The 20,071-nt window shown below is 33.7% G+C and carries 9 protein-coding genes; all 9 read right to left on the reverse strand.

Translation table 11 applies throughout. The features are described 5' to 3' along the window. Positions 1 to 731: 731 nt before the first annotated feature. Positions 732 to 1,772 (reverse strand): LacI family DNA-binding transcriptional regulator, encoded by a 1,041-nt coding sequence (locus B0A81_RS02505; protein ID WP_089056554.1) that lies wholly within the window; start codon positions 1,770 to 1,772, stop codon positions 732 to 734. Between the two features lie 178 nt (positions 1,773 to 1,950). Continuing rightward, on the reverse strand, positions 1,951 to 3,810 hold the full coding sequence (locus B0A81_RS02510; RefSeq protein ID WP_089056555.1) for an alpha-1,3-galactosidase-related protein: 1,860 nt from the start codon (positions 3,808 to 3,810) through the stop codon (positions 1,951 to 1,953). An 89-nt stretch (positions 3,811 to 3,899) separates the two neighbouring features. Further along, positions 3,900 to 6,083, reverse strand: coding sequence for a M1 family metallopeptidase (locus tag B0A81_RS02515; RefSeq protein WP_089056556.1), 2,184 nt, complete (start codon positions 6,081 to 6,083; stop codon positions 3,900 to 3,902). A gap of 21 nt (positions 6,084 to 6,104) precedes the next feature. Further along, positions 6,105 to 9,200, reverse strand: a complete 3,096-nt coding sequence (locus B0A81_RS02520; protein WP_089056557.1) for a DUF5107 domain-containing protein — start codon at positions 9,198 to 9,200, stop codon at positions 6,105 to 6,107. Between the two features lie 211 nt (positions 9,201 to 9,411). Continuing rightward, positions 9,412 to 12,417, reverse strand: a complete 3,006-nt coding sequence (locus tag B0A81_RS02525) for a glycoside hydrolase domain-containing protein (RefSeq protein WP_244281239.1) — start codon at positions 12,415 to 12,417, stop codon at positions 9,412 to 9,414. Between the two features lie 39 nt (positions 12,418 to 12,456). Further along, positions 12,457 to 13,449: a c-type cytochrome gene (locus B0A81_RS02530; protein ID WP_089056559.1), complete on the reverse strand. Its 993-nt coding sequence runs from the start codon at positions 13,447 to 13,449 to the stop codon at positions 12,457 to 12,459. A gap of 11 nt (positions 13,450 to 13,460) precedes the next feature. After that, positions 13,461 to 14,873, reverse strand: a complete 1,413-nt coding sequence (locus B0A81_RS02535) for an aryl-sulfate sulfotransferase (protein ID WP_089056560.1) — start codon at positions 14,871 to 14,873, stop codon at positions 13,461 to 13,463. A gap of 98 nt (positions 14,874 to 14,971) precedes the next feature. Further along, a complete protein-coding gene (locus B0A81_RS02540) occupies positions 14,972 to 16,483 on the reverse strand; it encodes a RagB/SusD family nutrient uptake outer membrane protein (protein WP_089056561.1) in 1,512 nt (503 codons plus the stop codon). A 38-nt stretch (positions 16,484 to 16,521) separates the two neighbouring features. Continuing rightward, positions 16,522 to 19,620 carry a SusC/RagA family TonB-linked outer membrane protein gene (locus B0A81_RS02545; RefSeq protein ID WP_089056562.1) on the reverse strand — a complete coding sequence of 1,033 codons (3,099 nt, stop codon included), beginning with the start codon at positions 19,618 to 19,620 and terminating at the stop codon, positions 16,522 to 16,524. Between the last annotated feature and the right edge of the window lie 451 nt (positions 19,621 to 20,071).

The raw sequence follows: 20,071 nt of genomic DNA on the forward strand, positions 1-20,071 counted from the left end.
TTATTTGACGAAACTATCGATTATATTTTTATTAACCAAGAAAAAACACAAAAAATGTGCTCGAACACACAATATTCGTGTTCTCGAGCACATAAAATTATGCAAACTGTTTTTTTTGACTTAAATAGATACGATATTTTTAAGAAAACAGCCTTCAAGCTGAGTTCTTAATTTTAGTCAGATTTTCAGTCTAAATATTTAATCTTTAAAAAATGAAAAATAGATGTTTGTATTTATGAGAATATCGCAATTATGAATTAAAAAGGTTACTAATAAACTAAACTTTTTATTAGTTTGAATTATGTGTTTTTTTGCATAATTATGGTTTTATTATAAATGAAAAAGGACCTGAAATCAAGGTTAATTCCAAAATAAAAGTTTGAATGCCAGTAGTTTTTTAAAAGGATAGAATATCGAGTATTTTCTAATTTTTTGAGTTTAGGAAATGACCTGATTTTTTTTCTGTTTTGCATTGAAATTTTACTAAAATCAGAGATGAATTTTTGGATGTTTTCAGTCTGATTTTGTCGGTATTAAAATGTAAAGTAAGATGGTAAATTTTTAGACTGATCTATAGTAAAAATAGATTGTTTTAGAAGTAATTGTGAAGAGTAATTTGGAACGAGGTTGATTAAAAAATTCTTTAATACAGGAATAGAATATTTGTAATCAGTATTTAAAAATGAAGTTCAAACTGAAAGTTTATTTTGGAATTTCAGTTTGAACGAAAATTATGCGCGATAGAATTCAGCATTTTCAGAATTAATTATATCGATTGGCAATAATGTTACTGCCGGCGTTTCTTTACGGAACAGAAAATGCTCTATAAGATATATAATGCCTAGATAAACCTGTCTTTTTTGATTTTGATGAATCAGAAAATCGATTACACCTTGATTCAGGTTGGTTACGTTTTCATCAACCAAATCATAGCCGATAATACGTATTCTTTTGTCCTTAATTTTACTGATAATCTTAGAAACTTGATAAGCCTTAGAAGTAGTTATAAAAACGCCTGCTAAGTCAGGATTTTCATTGATAAAGTTTTTTAAAGTAACTTCTAGATTTGGGTTTTTTAGTTTTAAGGTGGTAAGCTTATATTCTAAATTACTTTTTTGACTGAAAAAAGATTTGAATCCTCTTTCTTTTTCCTGCATGTGAATTGCATTTTTGTAGGTTTCATCAATGTGTATAATAACAATGTGTCCCTTGTCAAGAATTGTGCTTAACAATTTTGCAGCGACACGACCGCTTCTATATAAATCTTGTCCAACAAAATTTTTGACCGCAGCCGATTCGACCTGATTGTTAAAGGTATTTACAATAATATTTAAGGATTCGTATTTTTTTATCGCATCGAGTGTTTCTTTGTGGAAAAGCGGAGCCAATAAAACTGCGTCAGGCGATTTTTCGATAATAGTTTCATTGATGCTCAAGAAAGATCTTGTCTTTTCTGGATTAAAATAAAAAGTCTCAATAAGTAAATTGTAGGCTTTAAATTCCTGTGCAGCTTCTTTAATTCCTTTTAAACAAGGAAGCCAATATGGATCTATTTTTGGATCGGGAAGCAGGATACAAATATGATAAACTTTATTGTTTTTTAAATTTCGGGCAATGAGATTGGGTTCGTAATTAATTACGTTTAATACTTCATTTACTTTTTCGAGGGCAAGCGGTGAAACTTTTCCACGTTTGTGCAATACTCTGTCAACAGTTCCTTTTGAAACTCCTGCCATCTTAGCGATATCCTTAATAGTATGTTTTCTATCCATAAAAAGGTTTTATATAAAAACGATACGTTTATTTTTCTATTAATTGAATTGAGCAGCTGTGTCATAATTTCTGCAGATAATAATAGACTTCTTCTTTTTCAGAATTAATCTCTTTTTTTAAGTGGTAAATTATAACGTACTGTATGGTCTATTTTATTCTAAATTCGGAAATGAAAATTTAAATTGGTTTTGCGATTTCAACACTCAATTCCGAGTTTTTTAGATTTAATTCTTCTCGTTTCATTCCTTTTAGAAGAATATTTTTTCCTAAAACCTCTTTTCCTATTTTATTACCGCTGATTTCGACATTTTTGCAGGCCTCAATTCTAAAATTATACTTTTCAGGATACCAAGGTGTAAATGCAAAACTGCGTTTAATGGTATTGTTTTTAAAGGTCAATCCATCTACAGATACAGCATATAGAATAGGATAGTCTGACGGATTGAAACTATTGTTTTCTATTTTTATGTTTTTATGAAATGGCTGTGACTCATTTGGCTTTGGAATTTCAGGATAGATACTAATTATAGCTTCACAGAATTGATAATAGGAAGAATTACAAGGATATCTAAATTCATTATTTTTGATTGTAATGTCTTTTACAGCACCACTTTCGTACCAATAGTTAGCATCTCCCGCAATAAGAATTGCTGAACCGCTTGTTTCAAAAATATTATTTTCGATAGTTACTTTTCCTGGAGTTGAAATTAAATAACCTCGAGCTCGATTACTGCCAACAAAGCAGTTTGTAATTGTAGCATTTGGAGTCCAGCTCAGATTTTCTAAAACAAAACCAGTATCGAGATCAGTTGGAATTTTTTCTTTAAATCTAATAATGAAATGATCAACATCTAAAGGTTCAAAACTAGAAACAGTGCCATAAGCTAAAGTTCCCATTTCTTTCTTCTGTATAAAACCTACTTTATCGCCTTTAACTGCCCATAATAATCCGTGCGACATATCCTGCCCAAATTTGCATTTTACAGCATAGTCATCAACTTTTTGTATCACTGGTACGTAAGTTCCATGAATATTAATAGGATCATCCATTAAGCCCTGTGCATCACAATTATCAATTACGATTTCTCCTTTGCATCCCATAAAATGTAATCCATCATCGTGACCGCTCAAATAGCGATTTTTATGCGGGTTTGGAATCATGTTCACATTTCGCATTTCGATATTCTCGCAGTATTGAGATAAAATACCCAAACCAGAAGTGTGATACACATTGATATTCTCTAATTTGGTGTTTTTGCTATGAAATAAAAATATTCCTGCATGATCTCTTGTACCATGTCTTAGTATAAGAAAATTTCCAACTGCGGGAGTTTTTGTAAATTTTCCCTGCATTAGTACCAAGCCAGGTTTGATCTCGCTGTATTTTACATTTTTTAGATCTCCTTTCACACAGCCATTATCACCTGTATTTGCTGGAATTATGTGGTTTTTATCAAATTCAATTAACCATGAACCGCCAGATAACGCCCAATTTTCATTGGCATTTTCGCCTACAAACGTTAATCCTTTTTCATGAATTTTGTATGGAGATTGCGTAATATCAATCTTCATAACGATATGATTTTCATCGGCTTCTATAACTTCGGCTTCAGAAGTTAAAGGAACATCCCAATCGATATTTACATTTTTAATCGTAATATTTTCGGCATTGTCTAAAGTAAAGGGCTGCATGTGTTCATGATAAACAAAATCTGACTGCTGTGCATTGATGGTTATGTTTTTTTTATCTTTTATAAGTATTGCTAGTTTTCTAACGGCTGCATCATAAGTATTACTCTCGTAGTAGGTTTTATAATAATTGCTATCTGGATAAAAATCATATCGCCCTTTTGGGAAAATAATTTCTACAGCCTCGCTTCCTAATCCTTCAATAAGTTTGTTAACTTTTGAAGTTAGATTTTCTTTCGTACCAGCCGTAATTCCGTAGTCTTTTACATTTATTTTTTTGACTTTGTTTTGCGCGGTACAAATGGTTATTATCGAGAATAAGGCGTATGTTAGAAAAAGTTTATGCATGTTTTTTTTATGTTATTTCAAAATTCTGATCATTAAATATCTCAACTTTATATGCAATTTGAGTTAATTTAATAAAGGGTTTATGAAGTCTATTTTTGGTTATTATATTTCTTGATTATTGGTGTTACATGATTTTTTGTATCATCATCTAAAGAGCTTAAGGCTTGATCTGATTCTGGAGTTGAGAATTTTGATAAGCCATAAATTCCAGCAGCAATTACATTATAAGATTGATTTTTTGTACTCTCAATCATCAGCCCTTTATAAGATGAATCTCCTGTTGAAGCTAATTTTACAATAGCAGCTGCTCTGGCGTTTGTTTTTTTGTCATTTTTTGCAATGTCAAGCAAAGTTTTAACAGCATCATCTTTTACATCGCGATCACCTAAATCAATTCCTTTGATGCTTAATGTTCGCAAGTCGTCCTGCTGATCTTTTAAACCTGCCAATAATACAAGCTGCGAATCACGACTTTTATCTTTTGAGGCAAATTTTATGGCTTCAATTCGGTTGTAATAAACAGGAACATTTTTGTATTGATACAAATAATCAGAAGCAGTTTTTTTATCTACATTAACTTCACCAACTAAGATTTTATCTGGATCTAAATCTATAAATTCAGGTTTTGAAGGAAGGTCAAAACTGAAACTTTGTTCTCTTTTATGAATTAAAATATCCTTTCTTGTTTTAGTTCCGTTTACATAAAAATCAACTTTTAAAGGCAATGTAAAGGTTTGTACAGCACTATCCTGAGATTGAGTGATAGTAATGATGATTTTTCCGTTAACGTATTTGTAATTCACATCCAGAATCGGACTTCCAGCATTATAATACCATTGATCAAAATAAGGCAGCCAATCTTTTCCAGTCACTTCCTCCATCGATAAACGCAGCTGATGCGGTTCGCCAGATTTATAAGCATTAGTTGTTAAATAATGATTTAATCCTTTAAAAAATGCTTCATCACCCATTTGATTTTTCATGGCATACAAAATAATAGAACCTTTAGAATAGCTGATATTGTCAAACATATCGTCTGCGTTTTTGTAATGAAAACGTGCTAAAATAGGACTGTTGCCATTTTTTTGAGAACGAAAATAATTTTGAAGTTTCTCATAACGGGATCTGTCTTCCGCATCTTGTCCAGCGTCGTGACCGTGCCAAAGTACTTCTCCAAAAGTGGCAAATGATTCATTCATGGTTAAGTTTGACCATGATTCAGCTGTTACATAATCTCCAAACCATTGATGAAAAAGTTCGTGAGCAATTGTACTTTCTTGATTATCATCTAATAATTCTCGTTCTGTTTTTTGTACATATTCGCCATGAACTGTTGCTGAAGTATTTTCCATAGCACCTCCAAAATAATCTTTCACAACAATTTGCGAATATTTTGCCCAAGGATATTCTACGCCAAGCATTTTACTGTAAAAATTCATCATATCTGGCGTTTTATAAAAAATCTGTTTGGCATAAGGTGCATATTTTGGCTCTAAATAATAGCTGACTTCTTTACCATTATAAGAATCTTTATAGATTTTAAAATCACCAACAGCCATCATAAACAAATAAGGTGCATTTGGCTGTTCCATTTTCCAAGTGTCCGTTCTGGTACCGTCTTTATTTACTTTTTGTGCAGTTAATTTACCGTTTGACAAAGTGGTATATTTTGACTGAACTGTCATAGCAATTTCAGATGTTGTTTTCTGATTTGGCTTGTCAATTGTCGGAAACCAGCAAGACGAAGCTTCAGTCTCGCCTTGAGTCCATATTTGTGTTGGTTTATCTCCCTTTCCGTCAGGATTAATAAAATACAATCCGTTTGAGTTTGTAATCGATTCGCCGTCTTTACTTTTCAGTTCTGCTGGTTTTGCCGTATAATCAATAAAAAGGGTATATTTTTCAGAACCTTTATACTTTCTGTCCAGTTTAATAAAAAGCTGTTCGTTGTCGTAAGTGTACTTTAAAGGTGTTTTTTTCTTTCCTTCTACGATCGAAATTTCTTTAAAATCCATCCCTTTCGCATCCAAAGTAAGCGAATCTGTTGCATAGAAATGCGGTTTTAAAGTAAGCCATTCTTTTCCGTACAAATGCCTTTTTCCATAATCAAAAGACACTTCCAATTTTGTGTGTACCAAATCGTGAACTTTTATTGGAGTTGCTCTGTAAATAGATAAAGGATCTTTATCTTTCTCAGCATTTTGAGCCTGAATGTTTTGGCACGCTAATAAAGCAATACTAAAAAGGGTGCATTTTAAAAATAGCTTGTTCATTTTGTATAAGTTATATGTTTTTTAGAGCTTTTCTATAATTCTAACTTCTCCGTCTTTTTCGTCGGCTGTTAAAATATCGGATTGTTTTTGAGTGTACATTTGTAAACTCCATTGAACAATTTTGTTTTCAGGGTATAATTTAGCTTGATTTCGAATCCATTCTTCTGCTTTTTTTGATGTAGAAGTTTTTTCGACAGCCCAAGCTGAAATAAGCTGATTTGCAGGTAAAAAGTTCATAACAGTATTGTCAATTTTTGGATTAAAAGCAACAATTTTTTGTAACGATTCTTTGGCCTTATCCGAATTACCTAAGCTTGTATAGCATTGATAATCCAGCCAGTTTTCAAGCCTTTCGTCAATATCTTCGTCATAAGGTTTTCCAACACCTAAATTTTCTGGAAACAATTTAGCATCGGCAATTAATTGTAATGCTTTTTTGTATTGTTTGTTTTTCATTTCGGCTAAAGCCTGCATCAGTTTAGCTTCATGATACAATTGTCTTCCTGCAGTTGCACCTTCAAACGGAAGGATTTCTAGTTTGGTCAAAAAGGCATCTGCTGCGCTGTATTTTTTATTAAGAAGCAAAGTTTTAGCATACAACATTCCCATTAAATAATTCTCTTTATGCTTTTTATAAAAAGGTTCTGTTATGGCAAGTGCTTTGTCATATTGTTTTTGACTGATAAAATGTTCTGCTAATAACTTATTGTATCTCCATCCTTGATTATCTAGTTTTAGAGCTTGCTGTAAACTTGCTGTTACGATTTCAGGATTGTCTTTCATTAAAGATGCTTTTGCAGCATAAAAAGCTGGATCAGCAGGTTTAGAACCACATTGATTAAAAAGTTCTTTTGCTTTTGAAAGATTATTGCGATTCCACTCAATTAAAGCCAAGTGATATTTTAACTGCCATTGGTCATTTTTTTGAATAAGATCTTCAAGTATAACTGCGGTTTCATGTCGAAACGGAAAACTGATTCCGGGTTGAATTTTACTTAAATCAACGGCTTTGTTTTCTAAATATGCTTTCCAATAGATAATTTCAGCATTTGGAGCCGCCGTCGAGAAAACTTTCAAAGCTTCGTCCTTACGGCCTAGATGCTGGTACCAGATTCCTAATTCAAGATAAGTTTGCTCTGGCATTTCGTTTCTTATCAATGAAGTGAAATGTGTTTTTGCAGTATCTGAATTTGCCCAAAGGAAATTTTCAAATCCCACAAAATGATTTAACGGATCAACATTGGTTATTTTATTCAAGATTTTAACCGCTTTGTCTTTATTGTTTTGTAAACGATATATAACGGCCAAAAGCTGTAATCCTTCTAGATTGTTTTGATTGTTGAGTAGACTTTTTTCAGCATATTCAGCAGCTTTTGTCAGCTCATTTTCACCGAAATAAATTTGACTTAAAGCAGTATATGCGGCGCTTCGATATTCAGCACTTGCGGCAGCAATATCAAATCCGTCTTTTGCATCAATGTTATTTCCTAAATGCATATTGGCTAATGCATAATAATAGTTTGCAGCAGGATCGTAAGTATTTATAGATAAGGCTTTACTGGCTGAAGCGATTGCATCTTTGTATTGAAATTTGCGAATTTGCAATAAGGCAAGATCAGAAAGGGCAGGAGCATAGTTAGGATCTTTTTTAAGACATTCGTTTAGTTTTTCCTCAGCTTTTACATAATCTTTAAAGCTGATGTAGTTTTTGCCTTGCAGATATAATCCGTAAATTGAATTGTTGTCAAAATCTTTTGGGACTTCTAAAGGACGGTTTAGGTTGCCGTCTTCTGGTGCCGAATTCCAAACCAGTTTATTGCCTCCAATTGTCAATCTTAATTTATTTTGATCAACCGCAGTTTGAATAGAATCTTTGAATACTTGTAAGGTATTAACGGAAATATCTTTGGAATAGATTTTTTTTCCATTGTCAAAAACTTCCAATTTTTCATTTAATTTTTGAAGCGGGGAGAAGTAGATTTTTAACCATCCGTTTTCATTTTTTACGTTTACGGCGCCATAATTATTAGCTTTTACAAAACCTTTAGTTTGTTTTACTGGAAACCAATATTCTGTCCAAGAATCGGTTTGATACGGTGCAAAAGAACGCTGTTTAAAAGGAGTTAAATTACTGCCTTCACTTGCTTGATTGAATAATCGGCCGCTTTGTACTTCTACATATTGACCATCAGTATCTGTAAGTAGTTTTTCCCAAATCATTCCTTGCTGAGACAATCCCCAAATCCAGATTTTTTTGCCGGGTTTATCATCATAGTTGCCATATCTTCCCATTCCAAAATCTTCGTCATGGTAATAACCTCCAAAGAAATCATTGTATTTCCCAAAAACATGATACGATTTGTAACCGCCAAAATCATTGTTTTTATAATACGATAAATCTTTGCCATTTTTTTTATCAATTGGCCATTCGTTATGTTCCCCATTATGACCAATGTAGCTTTGTCCCGGAAATATAAACTGTAAATTTCCTGCCGCTTTTATACCAGTATTCATCCAAGTATAATAAGGCTGTTCGGACTCGGTCGAATTAAACCAAAATGAATTAGTAGTAAAATAAGCTTTGTCTTTTGGTAAATTGATGTCTAATTTCCATGAGGTGCGGGTTAGTAAATCTAAAACACCAATAATACAGCTTACACTTCCGTCTTCTCTAGTTATGGTGGTGTAATCTACAGGAGTTGCACAATTTGGAGTATGTCCGATAATACCATAATTACCTTCAACGCCTCCGCTTGTCCACGGACCGCGCATCGCAATATCTCTAAACTTGATAACATGGTTGTTGTAAACAATATCTTTTCCAGTCGATTTTTCTATTGCCGACCAAACTTTTCCACCTACTTCCGGCAGAATCGTCAGCTTAATGTAATCGTTTTCAAGTTCAACAACTTTCCATTCCTTTTGTACAGGTTTATCTGTAAAACCATCGAAACGATAGTACGGATAAACTTTTGTATCAGGTTTGGGAATTGGATCTGGATCTGAAAAAGGATAGGTTGTAAACACCTTTTTATATTCCTTGATAGTTGGTTTATTTTGTGCATTGACAAACAGGCTTCCAAAAAGCAAAATCGATAAAAATGGCCTTAGTTTCATATGGAGAGCTATTTATTTAGTTTTTATAATATTACGAAGTCCCAGCGGGACGTTATATTTATAGAAATTAGTGTTTGTTTCAAATAAGCCCCAGAGGGGTGATATTTTTTGTAATCAAATTAATATATCGCTCCGCTGGAACTTTTAATTAAATTGTAGAAAAACGCTATAAATATTACGCTCCGCTGGAGCTTAAAATCTGAGTTATTGATTATTTAATAATCAATAACCATCCTTTTCCTTTTGCTACTGGAATTTCATCTTTTACAGTAAAAGTTTTTGCAGGCTGGAAATTCTCAACTTCTGGAGCAGTAATTGTTGCTTTTGCAGGATTTATTCCTAGTTTTTTCCAGTCAATGTTCAGTTTTACATTTACGTCAGTATCAGCCCAGCTTGCAATAGAAATTAAAGCTGTTCCGTTCTTTTTATAAACAGTTACTAATACTTTATCATTACTTGTTTTTATTGGGCAGTTTTCGCTCCAATATCCAATCATTTCAGAACCTTTGATTCCGAAAGAATCCCATAATTTCCAAATATTTCTAGGATCAGCATTACTACTCCACGGAAGTCTGTTTGTCATTCCGTAAACCATTCCTCTCCATGGATTTCCTCCGTCTTGAAGCATTTCACCCATTAATCCAAAAGGGATTCCGCTTACTTCAGTTAAGAAAAAGTCAGGTTGTCCTTTTTCATAATCAAAATATTCTCCAAACCATAGTTTATTGATGTATGGAAAGTGTTCCATATATAAATTGGCGCTGTTATTAAAACCATCGCTTTTGTTGTATTGATTAGCACTGTGCAAATCGATAATTCCTGGGTGACCATCTTTTGTCAATACTCTTTTAATACGTTTCATAGTGATTCTGTCAAAAGCAACATCATCAAGATAAATTCCGTCAATGCCAACGTTTTGCGTTAACCAGTTCATTCCTTCTACATAGTAGTTATGCCAACGGTTCATCCCGCTGTTTACAATTGCAGCATCTTTAATTTCAGGAACAAACCAAGCAGCAATATAATCATCGCCTACGTGTTCTTGAAGCCAAGAGAATCCGCCGCCTTTTCCTGGAGAATAAATTTCATGTCCTAAGCTTTTTAAAGCAAAAGTTTCATAAGCTTTATTCGAAACTTCTCTAACAGTATTGTAGATTTTTACTTTTAAACCTTTTTGGTGTGCTTCATCAACATAGTCTTTCATCTTTTTAAATTCGATAAAAGGATAATTGATGTAAGGATTGATTGCATTTGCATGGTGAATATTAATTACTGTTGCACCAGTTTGAGCAATAGAATCGATTGGGCTGTATTTATGATAAAATTTATTATCCCATTGAAAATCGGTATTTATGGTGTGAAACGGAGTGATCAATAAAGTAAAGTTGTAATACAAAACATCTCCTTTTTTCATGCTGCGAGCGCCGCTGTATGCGTTTACTAAAACAGATTTTTGATTTGGTGTAATGGTGATTCCGCCTTTGTTCTCGTTACCCCAAGAAGTTGGTAATAATAATGGTTTTTGTAAATAGAAATTGGTGTTTAACGGACGGCTGTATTTTTCATCTCTTAATGAAAACTGCAATCCAGAATTTACACTTCCTATCCATGCACCATCTTGGTTTTTATGCGTTACATCCCATTTCCAGTCAAAAGATGCAGGACGATCTCCGCCTTTTTGACCAAGTCCCATCATATATTTTGCAGATGTCGGCTGCATTGGCAGCTGAAAATTAATATCGTTAAATGAAGCGTCTTCTAAAGCAGTAATTTTAACGGAATAGTGTAAAAAACCGTCAAATTCTATAGAAGCATTTACATCCATTTGAAGTGATTTTGAAGTAGATGTACTTTCCCAAGCTACAGTTCCAGCCTCTTTTTTAGTGAATTTTAAACCGTTATTTTTCCATTGTAATGATTCTTTTCCTGCTGCATCTACAAAATGGAATGTTATTGGAGCGCTTAAAATATCGTTTGGTTTTGTAGTGACTGTTGTCATTTCCGGCGTGAAAAAAGTCTGTATTTGAGCAGGAAAACCATCTGCTCCCAAAACCAGTTTACGACCTAACAAAGAGATTTCAGAATCTTTTATTACTAGTGGAGTATAAGGTGCAATTACAGTATTTTCTTGAGCTAATGTAGAGTTTAACCATTTTAAACGCGTCATTTTTTCAGGACTGTCAATGCCTCCGTTTTTAGTAACTTCATTAGTTACTGTTATTTGAAGTGTGATTGATGTAGACTTTCCGTCAGCGGTAACTGTTGCTTTTCCTGTATAATTTCCGGCAGCAGCAGTTTGCGGAACATCAATGCCGCACCACATTGCTTGAATTTTTCCTTTTGAAACAGAAACAGTATTAGTAAAAGGAGTGCCGTCATATTTTGTTCCGTCAGTGTTGATACAGCTGATGTCTTTACCTTCAATTGTCGCTCCAGTTGTACTCACTAAATTAGTAAAAGATACTTTTACATTTTTTAAGTTTTCAAGGGCATATACTCCTAATTGAAAAGCTAAATATTCGCCTTTCTTTGCCGTATCAGAAAAATTGTTTTGTACTCCTTTTTCGATCCAGCGTTGTGGTAAATCACTTTTCATTCGGATGGAATGCAGTCTGTCTTCAGGGAAAACAAGAAATGTACTGCCGCTATTTTTAGCAATAATTGCTGATGTTTCGGCAGCTGTTGCAATTACTTCCATTGGATAAAAGCTGTTAAAAGCATTTACACTTTGAATTTCGGTAACAGTACAATTGTCTTTTAAACCTGTTTTTATTTTAGAAATCCATTGCGCATCTGCTTTGTTTTCAGCCTTAGCATAAATTCCTTTTGGATAATTGGCTGTGCCTTCGTCAATGTAAGGCATATAATAAACGTAGTATGTTCCTTTACCTGAAATTGGTTCAAAATAAATTGTTCCGTTTTCGCGGTTGATGTTTTCCGTTTTTACATTAAGAACTTCTTTGCCTGCGGCATCTTGAACAATAATTTTTTTAAGTTCGGGTTTTTCATCTCTTCTACGCCATTCTATGGTCGTTTTAGCGATATTTCCTGTACCGGAAAAGTTGACAAGAACACGATGATTTCCTAGTAAATTAGGATTCCAGCTGTCGTTTCCGTCAGTATATTTTATTTGTGCAGTCAAAGGAATACTGAAAATGAAAAGGCACATAATCAATATACTGCTTAGTATTTGTCTGTTTTTTAGGTTTAGTTTCATTGTGTTTTTATGTTCAAGTTAAAAAGTATGCTTTGATATTTAGTAAACGGCTTTCCATCCGTTTTTCTTCCAATAGGCGATAATAGGTTTGTATGGTCCGTATTTGTGCTGCTCTTCAGAAAAATTATCACTAAATGGACTGTGTGCATAATCAATAGGTTTTCCCATTTTATTAGGATAATCAAATGTTTTAGGATTTGGTCTTTCATGAATAGCATCATTATTTACGTAGGCAGCAATATCTAGTGCTTCGGCATCAGTAAGATATGGTTTTCCTAAAGTTACTTTATCATACGGCATATTGCTTTTTAGCCATTGTGCTTGTTTGATAACGCGGTGCATACTTGAGCCGGGCTGATAAGCATATTTTCCCCAAAGAGGCGGGTAGGTGTAACTAGATTTGTCGGCATTATAAACGCCTTCACCATTATTTCCGTGACAACGAGAACAATTTTCAGCAAACAAAGCTTTTCCTCTTTCCGGACTTGCTGCTACATCTGGAAATTCAATTTCTAAGTTTTTAGCACCTTTAAATTTTCCGTCTTTTGGAACAAACTTACTTATCCATTTAAAATAGGATAAAAAGGCAACCATTTCTTTTCCGTCAAGCGGAAGCGGTTTCCCTGAGTGCGGTCTCATTACACAATTATTTACACGTTCAGCAAGCGTAAGCACTTTGTTTTCGCGCCCGCGATATTGCGGATAATTATCATGTGATGACATTAAATTGAAAGCATAAGGTTTTGTACCTGCATCTTGATGACAGTTGGTACAATTCATTTTATTGCCTAAATATTTCCCTTTTATACCATTTGGACCAATATAATAAGCAGTTTTTAGCATCAATTCACGGCCATAACGTACAGATTCTCCAAATTCATCATCTGGAATTTTAGAAGTATCAATAGTAATATAACCTTCATCATCAGCTGTAGTCTTGGCAGCCAAAGTCTGAGAGTTTGAAGTATTGCAGGAATTGAAAACAACAATTGGCAATGCTGAAAAGAGTCCAATAAGAATTATTTTTTTCATGACTAAAATTTTTAATTTAAAAGAAAAGGTTTCATGTTTTCTTCTGGAATAAATTGTACACGGTAAGGAGGTATTTCCGACTCTAAAGCCCAAAGTAATACTCCTTTTTTGTTGGTTAAAACCGTTATATGTCTTTTAGAACAGCAAACCAATATGAGATCTTTATTGATCATATAGGCGCTTCCCATTCTATCGTTGTAAATATCTTTTGGCAGGTTTACATGGAAATCAAGTTGTACTGCTTTATTTTTTTCGTCTACTTTCAGTGCAAAAACCGAAGATTGTTTTTTGTCTACTCCATTATCAAAAAACATTAAACTTCCATCTTGATTAATGTGTGCCGCGTGCGCTTGCGAGAAATCACTATCCTTAGCCATTTTCATATTGCCGTTTCTTCCTAATTTCCAAATTACTTTTCCAGATTTAGAATCGACTTTCCAAATCTGTCCGTTGTTATAAAAAGAGATTAAAAAGTTACCGTCTTTATCATAGTTTAGACTGTTGGCGTGCATCCAGTCTTTTTTAGTTTTCAATAAAGCTTTGTCTTTCATTGGATCGAGATCATCGAAAACGCTCCATTTCCAAATTTGTTTTCCTTTTTTATCTAAAATCAGGATTCCGTCACCATTAATAGTGTCTTTCTTTTTTCCTCCAATTGAAGATAAGTCTGTTATTCTAGCATCAACAAATAAAGTAACGATTTCATTTGCTGATTTTTTTATGATTTCGTGGTGAATAACTTGTTTAAGATCGCCTTGTCCTTTTTTAATATGTGTTAAGGTATCGCCCTGCAGGTTAATTTCTAGAATTTCGCTGCCATAACTTGTAGGTTCATCATTGGTTCCTAGAATAGAAATTATGGTTTGATCTTGGGTGAAATGCGTTACTTTAAAACCAGTATTTTCTACCGTATGATACCATCTTATATTTCCTTTGTAATCAACAATAAATGCTGTTCCCGGAGTTTCTCTTTTTGCCAGAAGCATAAAACCTTTTTTGAAGTTTTGCGGTAAAAGTTCTGGTTTTGGACTATTTGCTTTGAATTTCTTTTGAAGCCATTCCGGCAGTTTTCTTGACTTAAAATTGTACACTTTACTGCTGTCTTTTTCATTTCCTTGTACTGTAATTAATTTAAAATTGTAATCAGTTTCAGGAATAATGTTAAGAAGCACTAAAGAATGTGAGAGACCTTTTTTTGAAAGTGGAGAAATTATCTTGTTTTTACTTCCATTTTTAGCAGTCCAATATTCGGCATATACCTGTACATCGTCATTCGTAGTAACATCGATTTGAATTTTCAATTCGTTGTTACTATGAGTCCCAATATTGATATTTGTGATATAATTACCTTGTTTTTTAGAACAGCTTGCTAATGCAAGTATTGCAAAAATAAAGCTCCATTTTAAAATTAGTTTTTTGATCATTATAAAGGCTTTTTTGAATGAAACAGAAAAGTGCTTTTGTGTAAAAAAATCAAGAATAGACAGGCGATTATGCTGTCTATTCCTGATTTAAATTTTATTTATTGCCTGTCAGCATTACTCAATTTTGGATTAAGATCAACTTGACTTTGCGGATATGTGTAATATTTGTTTTGCGGCATTTTAACTAACGCTGCTTCGCCAACTCTAAGGTGATAAGCATTTACCAGAACATCATATTTGTTCATTCTAATTAAATCGGCGCGACGTTTCCCTTCATAGAAAAGTTCCCATCCTCTTTCTTGTAAAATTGCATCTCTTAAAGAGGCTTGAGTATGATTAGCCAAAATTAAAAGTTTTGCATGTGATCTTCCTTTTACTTGATTAATCAGATCTACAGCTTCAGCAGTTGGACCACTAATTTCGTTTAAGGCTTCAGCTCTGCTCAATAATACATCTGCATAACGTAAAATGTTCACACTATGACCGTCATAATACGTTGTAGTTTCATCATCGGCATATTTTCTAGTTGCTACATCCGGCATATAAAGTACACCTGCAGGCGGCTGTGCGCCCAAAGTTGGTGCTTGTTTGTGCAATAAGCCATCTGATCCCATAAACTCTGGAAAGAAACATTTTTTTCTATCATCTTCATCACCAAAAGTGTTGAAGAAATCCCAGTTTACAGTGTAATACTGCCATCTGTTTTGTACAACTGGATGATCTGTTGGTCCAAAATGGTTCAATAATTCTGTTCCATTTACATTAGCATCACTCAGCGAAGAAAAGATGTTTTCTGAGCACCATTTGTTACTTTCTTTAAATAATCCTAGATAAGACGGATAAAGACTATACTGGTTCAAGTTCATTACTTGCTGTGTAAGTGTTGCTACTTTTTGCCAATCGTGACTGCGCAGGTATAACTTCGCCAATAATGTAAGTGCAGCGCCTTTAGTAGCACGTGCTACATCGTTTGTACCATAAATTGGATTATTCATATAATTTAAAGGTAACACATCTGCAGCTTCATTCAATTCTTTGATCAGGAAAGCATCTATTTCTTCTACTGATGACGGAGCTATTTGTTCTAGATAACCTGGGTTTCCTAAATTAGCTTCCGTAATTAAAACTACAGGTCCCCAAGCATCTGTTAAGTCCATATACGAAGATGCTCTCAAAAATTTGGCTTCAGCGATAAATTGAGCCTTTTCGGCAGCAGTTATCCCAGACATTTTTGCGATATTAAAAATCGCATTATTTGCATTGGCAATCAATTTGTACATTGCAAGCCAATCTTCCTTAAGTAATCCGTTACTGGAATTCCAAGTTCCTAATGACAATTGTCCCGGATCTCCACCAAATTGGCAATGACCTAAATCTGTAGCAATATCTGTTAAAGCAAAGTGTCTAGTTGCCCAGTACGAAAAGTTATCGCCTACCGAAGGTCCTTTTAATCTGCCATAAACGGAGTTGACTGCAGCAATAGCATCTGATTTTGTTTGATACCCATTGGTGTTAGTCAAGCTACTATATACCGTGGGTTCAAGATCCTGATTACAGGAAAATTGTACTCCAGCAGCTAGTAATAGTAATAATATTGTATGTTTTTTCATTTTAATAAATTTAAATGTTACTAAAAAAGCTTTTTAGACTAGTGAATAGTCACTTTTATGCCTAAAATAAACGTTCTAGAAGCTGGGAAAGAGTTAAAATCAATTCCTCCACCAATGTTTTGTGCTGTAGAGCTGCTTGTATGTCCATTTATTTCAGGGTCGTTTCCAGAATAATTTGTTATGGTCAATAAATTCTGTCCTATAGCATACAATCTAATATTATCTATAAATTTTACTTGTCTTAATGCACTTTCTGGAATAGAATATCCGATAGAAACATTTTTCAAACGAACGTAAGATGCATCTTCAACAAATTTTGAATTTACGTAACTGCCATAAGTACTTTTGTAGTAACCGTCTCTCGGAATGTCTGTGTTTTCATTAGTTCCAGCTACCCAGCGATTTAAAGCATCTGTACTTGTACTGGATTCTCCAACCATTTTTGTCATATTATAAACAGAATAATCAAATGCTCCTTGGAAAAAGATATTCATGTCAAAGTTTCCAAATCTAAAATCATTGTTGAAACCTGCGATGTAATGTGGTGTAGAATTTCCTAAATATGTTCTGTCTTCAGCTGTAATTAAACCATTTCCATCTAGATCTTCATATTTTGGATCTCCTGGTTTAGACAAAGGCTGCGGAGCATAAACTTCTCCAGTTTTGATTACACCGGCATATTTAAATCCGTACAATACTCCCATTTCTTTTCCTGGCTCTAATCTTGTAAATTCTCTTCCAGAAACCGTTCCGCTTGGGTTAGAAGTATTAGTACTAATAATTTTTACATTATCAGCTAGAGATACAACTTCTTGTTTATTGTAAGCAACGTTCAAGGAAGTTGTCCACAGGAATTTATCATTTCTATAGTTTGTAGTGGTAATTCCTAGTTCAATACCTTTATTGTCAATAACTCCAGAGTTCATGGTTTGGTTTTCAAAGCCCCACCATCCGCCAACAGGTACTCTGATCAATGCGTCAGTAGTTCTCTTTTTGTAGACATCAATAGTTGCAGTTATTTTACTGTCTAAAAATCCCATATCTAAACCTATATTGGTTTGTGCTGTTTCTTCCCATTTTAAATTAGGATTTGGTAAATTTTCAGGTTCATTGGCACCTACGAAACTATCAGGAGCAATTGTTGCACCCCAAGATTTTAGTGTGTTCATGTATGCATAATCTCCAATACCATCATTTCCTGTAATACCGTAACTTACTCTTAATTTAAGTTCAGAAATCTTATCTAATTTTTGCATAAAAGATTCGTTAGAGATTTTCCATGCAACAGCACCAGAAGGAAATGTTCCGTATTTATTATTTGGTCCAAAACGAGAAGAACCGTCTCTTCTCAACGTAAAAGAAGCCAAGTATTTATCATTAAAGGCATAGTTTAACCTTCCAAAATAAGAAGTTAATTTTGTCTCCAATTTTTGTGTTTCTGGTTTCAAATACACTTCAGCACCTTGCAGGTTATAGTAAGTCAATACATCACTAGAAAAACCAGATCCAGAAGCTTTCATTCTTTCGTAAGTATCTTTTTGATTCGAAGTACCAATCATTGCTGTTATCGCATGCTGCTCTTTAATATTAAACTTATAAGTCAAATATTGTTCAGTACTCCATCTAAAATAAGTTTTATTTTCTTCAGAACCAGTTCCTTTCAAAGCAGCTCCTGCAGTTAATGTTCTTGGCGTATATTTTCCTTGAATGTTTTCCTGCCATTCAGCACCCGCACCAAAATGATACGTTAGACCTTTGATGATTTCATAATCTAAAAACATATTACCATTAACCATTCTATTAATAACATGATCGGTTGGCTCTAATAAAAGGGCTAATGCATTATCCTTACCTAAGTATTTATTGTAAGTTCCGTCTGCATTATAGATCGGGAGATTAGGATAGGCAGTTTGAATTGAAAACATTGGCGATAGAATATTATCTCCAAAGTCACTATTGTTTCCTTCTGTCGCGGCACCATAAAAATTGGTACCCATATTTAATTTGCTGTTAAATCTTTTTTCACCTCCCATTCTCACACTGTATCTTTCGAAATCAGTATTTTCAATGGCTCCGGTTTGTTTGATATAATTTCCAGAAAGAAAAAATTTAGATGTTTGATCGCTTCCGCTAAAAGTAAGAGATCTGTTTAGTACTTCACCTGGGCGTGTTGCTGCATCAAACCAATTCGTATTCGCTACAGGAAGACTCGCTGGAAAAAGAGGAGGTCTTCCGTTTTCAAGTTGAATTGCATTTTGAATATCAACAAATTGCTGACCTGTTAGTAATGTAGGCTTATTAATGATGTTCTGAAAACCATCAGAAATCTCTGCTTCAACCTGCATTTTACCTAATTTTCCTTTTTTAGTCGTAATCAAGATTACACCATTTGCTCCTCTTGAACCATAAATAGCAGTAGAAGAAGCATCTTTCAAGATCTGAATGTTTTCAATATCGTTTGGACTGATAGAACCTCCTGAACTTGTAATAAAACCATCAACAACATATAAAGGTCCATTTGAATTATTAATGGAGTTTCCTCCTCTAATAACAACATTTGGAGTAGTTCCAGGAGCATAACTGTTTTGTTGTACTTGAACTCCAGAAGCACGACCTTGAAGAGCTTGTCCAACATTAGCAATAGTTCCTCCTAAATTTAAATTGTCTTTTCCAACAGAGCTCACAGAACCTGTAAGGTCTTTTTTTCTGGCTTTTCCATATCCAATAACAACTTCCTCTAATTTTTGACCAGCTTCTTTCATGACAATTTTTAGAGGCGCGCTTCCTATTGTTACTTCCTGATCTTCCATACCAATGTATGTTATAATAAGTTTAGTAGCATTATCTGGAACTGTAATAGCAAAACTTCCATCAACATCAGTTTGTACACCCGTTTTGGTGCCTTTTATTGTCACGTTTACACCTGGCAGGGGAAGTCCGTTTTGATCTGTTACTTTACCCTTTACCGTTTTTTCAAAAAACAACGAAGTATTGTTTTTAGAAGACACACTTACAGAAGTCGCTGCCGAAGCTTGAAATGTGAAAACTAACAACGAAAGAATCGTGAGTTTAATTTCTTTCCCGGATAAATTGTTAATCCGAAAGTCTCTAGGTTTTTTTTGGGTTAATAATTTCATACTCTTAATTGGTTTTTTTGGTTAATAAAAATTGTGTTTTTTGTTTTGTAGGTTTTCTTTTCTTTTTACTTGGTTTTAAATTTAGGTTTCCTCTTTTTCCGAATTATAATTGAGTCGTTTTTCGTCTATAAATACCCCCTTTATTTTTGACCTAATTTTAGAGTTTTTTCCCGTTTTTGGTCATTTTTATAAGAGTGAAAAATGCTTGAAAAAGACTTTAATTAACTTATTTTTAAGATTATTATATAACGAAACTATCGATTATATTTTTACTAAACAAGAAAAAACACAAAAAATGTGCTCGAACACATAAAAAAAATGTTCTCGAGCACATAAAATTACATAAAACATTTTTTTTTACTTAAAAAGATGGAATATCTATAAATTAAGCAGCGATTAAAAAGATCAGTAAAATTGAGGGTTTTTTACTTGAAACAGTTGTTTGTATGTA

This window comes from Flavobacterium plurextorum, from assembly GCF_002217395.1.
Lineage (GTDB): Bacteria > Bacteroidota > Bacteroidia > Flavobacteriales > Flavobacteriaceae > Flavobacterium > Flavobacterium plurextorum.